9 protein-coding genes are annotated in these 7,068 nt (G+C 61.8%); 4 read left to right on the forward strand and 5 right to left on the reverse strand.

Going from position 1 to position 7,068, the window contains the following annotated elements:
* A partial coding sequence (locus tag EN994_RS12125) for a 2-oxoglutarate and iron-dependent oxygenase domain-containing protein (protein ID WP_206530400.1) occupies positions 1–202 on the reverse strand: 202 nt, incomplete at its 3' end.
* A gap of 101 nt (positions 203–303) precedes the next feature.
* Here EN994_RS12125 and EN994_RS12130 point away from each other — a divergent pair.
* The 4 genes from EN994_RS12130 to EN994_RS36040 all read left to right on the forward strand — a co-directional run bounded on the left by EN994_RS12130 (position 304) and on the right by EN994_RS36040 (position 2,655).
* A complete protein-coding gene (locus EN994_RS12130; RefSeq protein WP_013530363.1) occupies positions 304–1,248 on the forward strand; it encodes a nucleoside hydrolase in 945 nt (314 codons plus the stop codon).
* 84 nt (positions 1,249–1,332) lie between these two features.
* Positions 1,333–2,037 carry a TetR/AcrR family transcriptional regulator gene (locus EN994_RS12135; protein WP_245466013.1) on the forward strand — a complete coding sequence of 235 codons (705 nt, stop codon included), beginning with the start codon at positions 1,333–1,335 and terminating at the stop codon, positions 2,035–2,037.
* 180 nt (positions 2,038–2,217) lie between these two features.
* A complete protein-coding gene (locus EN994_RS36035; protein WP_224621640.1) occupies positions 2,218–2,385 on the forward strand; it encodes a LysR family transcriptional regulator in 168 nt (55 codons plus the stop codon).
* A gap of 24 nt (positions 2,386–2,409) precedes the next feature.
* Positions 2,410–2,655 (forward strand): LysR substrate-binding domain-containing protein, encoded by a 246-nt coding sequence (locus EN994_RS36040; RefSeq protein ID WP_063170133.1) that lies wholly within the window; start codon positions 2,410–2,412, stop codon positions 2,653–2,655.
* Between the two features lie 243 nt (positions 2,656–2,898).
* On the opposite strand, the gene EN994_RS12145 is transcribed toward EN994_RS36040, so the two are convergent.
* The 4 genes from EN994_RS12145 to EN994_RS12160 all read right to left on the reverse strand — a co-directional run.
* Positions 2,899–4,002, reverse strand: a complete 1,104-nt coding sequence (locus EN994_RS12145; RefSeq protein ID WP_127307555.1) for a calcium:proton antiporter — start codon at positions 4,000–4,002, stop codon at positions 2,899–2,901.
* A gap of 69 nt (positions 4,003–4,071) precedes the next feature.
* Positions 4,072–5,844 (reverse strand): AMP-binding protein, encoded by a 1,773-nt coding sequence (locus tag EN994_RS12150; RefSeq protein WP_024502336.1) that lies wholly within the window; start codon positions 5,842–5,844, stop codon positions 4,072–4,074.
* A gap of 333 nt (positions 5,845–6,177) precedes the next feature.
* Positions 6,178–6,876, reverse strand: coding sequence for an ATP phosphoribosyltransferase (hisG, locus tag EN994_RS12155; protein WP_063170132.1), 699 nt, complete (start codon positions 6,874–6,876; stop codon positions 6,178–6,180).
* A partial coding sequence (locus EN994_RS12160; protein WP_206530401.1) for an ATP phosphoribosyltransferase regulatory subunit occupies positions 6,873–7,068 on the reverse strand: 196 nt, incomplete at its 5' end. The genes EN994_RS12160 and hisG, both read right to left, overlap by 4 nt.

Genomic DNA, 7,068 nt, shown 5'->3' on the forward strand with positions numbered 1-7,068 from the left:
GAGCGAAGAAGCGCTTGCTGGCTTCGCGAACCGCTTCGACGTCGGCACGCGGGATCGGATGCCCGACGACATAGAGGAAGCCGATCGTCTCGAGATGGCGGCGCAGTGTCGCCGCCGTCGCGGCGATCGCTTCCTGGTCATCGCCATAGAGCGCCGACACATCGATGATCGGAATTTCGGAAAAGTCGCCGCGTGCGTCCATTCGAACACCTTCTCTTGAACATAAGATACAGTACTGTATTTCTACACATCCAAATCGCCTCAGCAATAGGCTTTCGAGCGCAACGGGAAAAACGCGGCACAATGGCACCACGCAAGATAATCATCGACACCGACCCAGGTCAGGATGACGCGTTCGCGATCCTTTTCGCGCTAGGCTCGCCAGCCGAACTCGAGGTAGTCGGCATCACGACAGTCGGCGGCAACGTGCCGCTTGCCCTAACGTCGAAGAATGCGCTCAAGGTCGTGGAACTTGCCGGACGACCCGATGTGCCGGTCTATGCCGGCTGCCCGGCGCCGATGGTGCGCAAGCTGATCACGGCCGAGTATGTTCACGGCGAAACGGGCCTCGACGGCGCCGATCTGCCCGAACCCGTCACACCGCTGCAGAGCGAGCACGCAGTCAATTACCTGGTGCGCACGATCATGGATGCGCCGGAAGGCGCGTTGACCGTCTGCACGCTCGGGCCGATGACCAACCTGGCCATGGCCATGACCATGGAACCGAAAATCGTCCCTCGGCTGCGCGAAGTCGTGCTGATGGGCGGGGGCTTTTTTCAAGGCGGCAATGCCACGCCTGCCGCGGAGTTCAACATCTTTGTCGATCCGCATGCCGCGCACAAAGTGTTCGACAGCGGCGTCCCGGTGACGATGGCCGGCATCGACTGCACCTACACTGCCCTGATGACGCCTGAATGGCTCGACGCCCTGCGCGCCACCGGCAGTCGCGCGGCGATCGAGGCCGCCAACATGGCCGACTTCTATCGCCAATACGGCACCCACAAATTCGCGACGGCGGCGCGTCCCATCCACGATGCGTGCGTCACCGGTTACCTTCTGGCCCCGGGGATCTACGAGCAGCGCCAGTGCGCCGTGACGGTCGATATCGTCTCGCCCGAAACCATAGGCATGACCGTCGTCGACTGGTGGCACGTCACCGGCCGCCGCAAGAACTGCAATGTCCTGCGCCGGATCGATCCGGCGCCGTTCTTCACGCTGATGCTGGAGCGGATCAGTGCACTGCCCTGAAAATGCGTATCCGGCGATAGACGGTGACACGGAGAATTGCGAAGCAGTCACGGGGCGGTTCGATAGGCGAATCGGCCATGCGCGTTGCGCGCGGCGACGAAGGTCTCGAATTTCATGAACGGGAAAGGCGTGCTGGCGAAAACGAAACGACCGCCTCGACCGGCGGTGCGATCAAAAGCGGCGCGGCAGACGCTCAGCCGTGAGGCCTGGATTGCGGCGGCGCGCAAGGTGCTGGAAAAGCGCGGCATCGGCGAGGTCAAGATCGACCGCCTGGCGCAGCAGTTGAAGGTCACGCGGGGCAGCTTCTATTTCCATTTTGCCAGCCTGGCGGACCTTCGCGGCGGCCTCTTGCAGGAATGGCGAAACAGCAATTGCGCGCCGTTCTGGGCGATGCGCGAGATCCACGACATAGACGGCCTGCAGTTCTTCACCGACATCGTGCATGTCTGGGTGGATGAAGCCCCTTTCAGCCCGCTGCTTGACTTGGCTGTTCGCGATTGGTCACGGACATCGAAAAAGCTCGCTCAGGAAGTCAAGGACATCGACGATCTGCGCATCGCGCTGCTCATCCGGGCGTTCCGCGCCATGGGCTATTCGGAAGACGAGAGCATCGTGCGGGCGCGCATCACCTATTTCCACCAGATCGGCCAGTACGCACTGTCCTTCAAGGAAGACCCGGCCGTGCGCCGCCGCTACCAGCCACTGTTCGGAGAAGTGCTGCTCGGACCGCTCGTTCAAGAACCCGGCACGGCGCCGAAGTCGACGGAGATGCGGGCCGATCGTCGTTAGGACCTCTGGCTGGAAACAGTCGTGCCATCTGGAACGGTCGGGCCGCGTTGTGGCGAGGAGCAGCACCTGTCGCAAAATCGCCATAGGCGGCAGTAAACTTCGAAGCCATTGTCCTTCAATCTCCGGAACCGTGCTAGAGAGCGCTACCGATTGAATAGCGCCTGCTGGTTCGAGGTCCCATTGACAAAACGGCTATCGGATTTCGACGTTGGCTTGCTGCTGACACTCGATGCGCTGTTGAAGCACCAGAACGTCACCCATGCGGCGTCGAGATTGAACATTACCCAATCGGCCTTGTCGGCCCGCCTGACGCGGCTGCGTCAATTGCTGAACGACCCTGGCACTTGAGCCCGAACTCGTCCGGCTGCTCGGTTGAGCGATTTCGTGAATACTGCTCATCTGTTCGACCCCGCCACAAGCAAACGTGTCTATCGCATTGCCGCAACGGACAATCCGGCAGCGATCCTGGCTCCGGACCTCATTCCGCGGTTCAAATCCCAAGCTCCCAACGCAAAGGTCGCCTTTACGGTGCCCGACAAGCCGAGGATCGTCGAGCACCTGGAGCAGGGCGACATCGATCTCTTCATCGGAGCCGCGGAAGACGTTCGAGTGGCCTGATCAGGCAGAAACTGTTCGAAGAGGAATTCGTCACCGCCCAGGGGCACGGCCATCCGCGCGGCAAGGGACCGATCACCCTGGACGAATTCTGTGCCCTCGACCATCTGCTCATTTCGACGATGCAGCGCCATGGCGGCGTGGACGCCCCACCGATGTTGGATGCCAATCGGGGTTTACAGCCGACGTCGGCCATTGCCCAGCCGCAGCGCGAGCCAGCCCTCAAGCGCCAACCTGAGCCAGAGTTCATGGCACAAATATAAGAAATATGTATGTAAGAAATACCACGATATGGACAGCGCCCGTCAAGAATGTTGTTCTTTCAGTACTAAAGCTCACATTGCATATGAAGAGCGCTAAAATCAAAAGCACTGTGTCAGTCGCTGGAAGCCCCAGGGTTAACCCTCTGCCCGTCAGCAGGCTGGCGGCTGCGACCGCCGGTATTGTCAAACCGATTGTGGCGCAAGCGGAACCCATCGCGACATTCAAACCGCGTTGCAGCTCATTGTTGAGTGAAGCGCGAACCGCCGAAATGGCCTCCGGCATCAACACCAGCCCGGCGATCATTGCCCCCACAATACTGTCAGCCTGGGTCACCTGGTAGGCAACGAGCGTATCTTCGACGCTTGCCGCGACCTGCTCGGCGAGCATGACAATGCCGATCAGGCCGGCCATCAGCAACAGAGCGCTGGCAAAGACGCTTTCGTGAGGAGCAGTCCGCAGCGAAACGCCGTGGGCCTGCCCTTCGACAAAGTCTTCTCGGTGGCGGATAGTCTGCGCGAACACAAAACTTGCATAAAGCAGCACCGAAAGCACGCTCACAAAGCCAAGTTGAGCTGCCGAAAATGTGCCCGGCCCCGTAGCTTGTGTGTAGGTCGGCAGAATAAGCGTCATGATGGTCAGCGCGATCAGAACCGCCAAATATGCGCTGGTCCCTTGTCGAACAATTGCCTGCTTGCGATGGCGCCAGCCGCCAAGCGCAAGACACGTGCCGACGACGCCGGTAGATGCAATCATCACCGTTGAAAAGACGGACTCACGTGCAAGCGTAGGGTTGTTCTCTCCATGCAGCATCATGGAAACGATGATCGACACCTCGATTGCCGTCACGGCAAAAGTCAGCACCAATGTGCCGTAGGGCTCTCCTACACGCCGAGCCACCGCCTCGGCGTGGTCGAGCACCACGAAAATGGTGGTGAACATGATCGCACTCGAAAGCGCTCCGACGAGTATCCTGACGCCCAGCGAACCTTCGTCCGCCGACAGCCCGCCTGCCCTGACGGCGACAGCCATCACCAAGGCGGCCAGCGGCATCGCATATGAAGTCACCGAACGTCCGAAACCGCTCATGCAAGCCCCTGCGCGCTGCTGCGAACCGTGGCTGCATTCGCGCACCGACAGATCGAAGCGTTCACCCGTTCACGCCGTCTTCTGCGTCACCAAGCCCAGTTCCTCCACCATCGCCTCGCGCATCAGGAACTTCTGCGGCTTGCCGGTCACCGTCATCGGCAATTCGGTGCGGAAGCGGATGTGGCGGGGGATCTTGTAATGGGCGATCTGGCCGGCGCAGAAGTTTCTGACCTCCTGCTCGGTGGCGATCTGGCCGGGCTTGAGCACGATCCAGGCGCACAGCTCCTCGCCATATTTGGCGTCGGGAATACCGAACACCTGCACCTCCTTGACCTTTGGATGGCGGTAGAGGAATTCCTCGACCTCCCTGGGATAGACGTTCTCGCCGCCGCGGATGACCATGTCCTTGACCCGGCCGACGATGTTGCAATAGCCCTCGGCGTCGATGGTGGCGAGGTCGCCGGTGTGCATCCAGCCGTCGGCGTCGATCGCCTCGCGGGTCTTGTCGTCGTCGTCCCAGTAACCCTTCATCACCGAATAGCCGCGCGTGCAAAGCTCACCCGGTACGCCGACCGCAACTGTAGCGCCATCGGCATCGACCGCCTTGACCTCGACATGGGGGTGGATGCGCCCGACGGTCGAGACGCGCTTTTCCAGGGGGTCGTCGACGCCGCTCTGGAACGACACCGGGCTGGTCTCGGTCATGCCGTAGGCGATGGTCACCTGTTCCATATGCATCAGCGACACCACCTTTTTCATCACCTCGATCGGGCATGGCGAACCGGCCATGATGCCGGTGCGCAGGCTGGAGAGATCGAAGGCGGAAAAATCCGGATGATCCAGCAGAGCAACGAACATGGTCGGTACGCCATAGAGCCCGGTGCAGCGTTCCTGAGCCACCGCCTTCAGCGTGGCGCCGGCGTCGAACCCTTCTCCCGGGAAAACCATGGTGGCGCCTTTCGAGACGCAACCCATCGTGCCCATCGACATGCCGAAGCAGTGGTAGAGCGGCACTGGTATGCAGAGCCGGTCGTCGGCGGTCAGCTTGATCGCCGAAGTGACGAAATTGCCGTTGTTGACGATGTTGCCGTGGGTCAGCGTCGCGCCCTTGGGGGCTCCCGTGGTGCCTGAGGTGAACTGGATGTTGATGGCTTCGCCCGGCTTCAGCTTCTCAGAGATGCGGTCGAGGCTGTCATGCTCGTCACGCCCGGCCATGGCCAGCACATCACCGAAATTGAACATGCCGGGCGAGTTCTCGTCACCCATGCGGATGACGATCTTCAACGCCGGCAGTTTTTGTGCCTTGAGCTTGCCCGGCGTGGCCTTGGCGATCTCGGGTGCCAGCGTCTCGATCATGCCGAGATAATCTGACGTCTTGAACCTGGCAGCGGTGACCAGCGCCTTGCAGCCGACCTTGTTCAGCGCATAGTCGAGCTCGGTCAACCGGTAGGCCGGGTTGATGTTGACCAGGATCAGGCCGATGCGGGCGGTGGCGAACTGCGTCACCAGCCATTCCCAGCGGTTGGGCGACCAGATGCCGACGCGATCGCCCTTTGCCAGGCCCAGTGCCAGGAAGCCGGCGGCCAGCGCATCCACCGTGTCCGAAAGTTCGCTCCAGGTGAAGCGCTTGTTCTGGTCGACGAAGACGGCGGCGTCGAGCGTGCCATATTTGCTGACCGTCTCGGAAAACAGCGCGGGGATGGTCTTGTCGAGCAGCGGCACGCTGCGTTCGCCAGAGACATGCGCCCTACCATCGACGGGTGCGACGAAGACACCGCCCGCTCGCGCTCCGCGTCCGCGCAGATTGCTGGCATTCTTCAGCTCGTCGAGATTGACCGGCATCGCTCTCTCCTCCCGGGATTGGCCGAGCCTATCAGCCTGAGGGGGTGGTGAAAATCCCGGCGATAGTCGTGGCAGGGCAACGATCCGGCCCACGACGCTTCGGGGCCTTCGTTGGTTGATGAACATCAAACGCAAAAACCCGCCTGGGCGGCGGGTCACTGGCGCAAATCAGCACCATAGGTAAAAATGTAGCATAGCTGCTCTCACCAGTCAAGGAAATAATTCCTATACAGGAAAGCCCCGGCGCAAGGCTACCGACACCGCGGGACGGCCGCCGTCAGGGCTTTCAAGCCGGGTTCGGAGCCGTGAGGGGCAGCGGGCGAAGGCCCGCCGCTATCCGACCGCAGCCGCCATCTTCGCCGCGATGTCGCGCAGGACCGCTTCATCGGCCGCCGCCCGTGTCTTCCTGGACGCCACGAGACAAGCCTGCGAGCGAAGGACGAGGCCATCGCCCAGCACCTTGAGATGATTGGCGCGCAGCGTCGAGCCGGTGGTTGTGATGTCGACGATGACATCGGCCAGTCCGGCCGCCGGCGCACCTTCGGTGGCCCCCAGGCTTTCGACGATGCGATAAACCTGGATGCCGTGCTTCTGCGAGAAGAATTGCTGGGTCAGCCGCCAGTATTTGGTGGCGATGCGCAGCCGCCGGCCATGGCGCTGGCGAAAATCGGCAGCGACGTCGTCGAGGTCGGCCATGGTGTCGACATCGAGCCAGATGTCCGGCACGGCCACCACGACATCGGCATGGCCAAAACTGAGACGGGCGACGATTTCGGCGCGGCTCTCCCAGTCGGCAAGGTTTTCACGCACCAGGTCCTCGCCGGTGATGCCGAGATCGACGGCACCCTGGCCGATCTCGCCTGATATCTCGGAAGCCGACAGGAACACCACTTCGACATCGTCCAGGCCCTCGACGCGGGCGTGGTATTTGCGCTCGTCGCCGGGCAGGCTGACGGCTAACCCGGCTTTGGCCAGCACGTCCAGCGCCTGCTCTTTCAGGCGGCCTTTGGACGGGATCGCCAGCGTGATCATGGCGCCGTCTCCCGCAATGCCTCGATGCGGTCGAGCCAGACCGAAAAGCCGACGCCGGGGATCGGCGTCTTGGCGCCAAGCAAGGTCAGCAGCCGGTCATAGCGGCCGCCGCCGACCAACGGCCGGTCGCCATTGTCGGCCGCGATTTCGAAAACCAGGCCGGTGTAGTAGTCGAGCGGGCGGCCGAACGCG

Origin of the sequence: Mesorhizobium sp. M7A.F.Ca.CA.002.09.1.1, assembly GCF_003998555.1 — a bacterium.
Lineage (GTDB): Bacteria > Pseudomonadota > Alphaproteobacteria > Rhizobiales > Rhizobiaceae > Mesorhizobium > Mesorhizobium ciceri.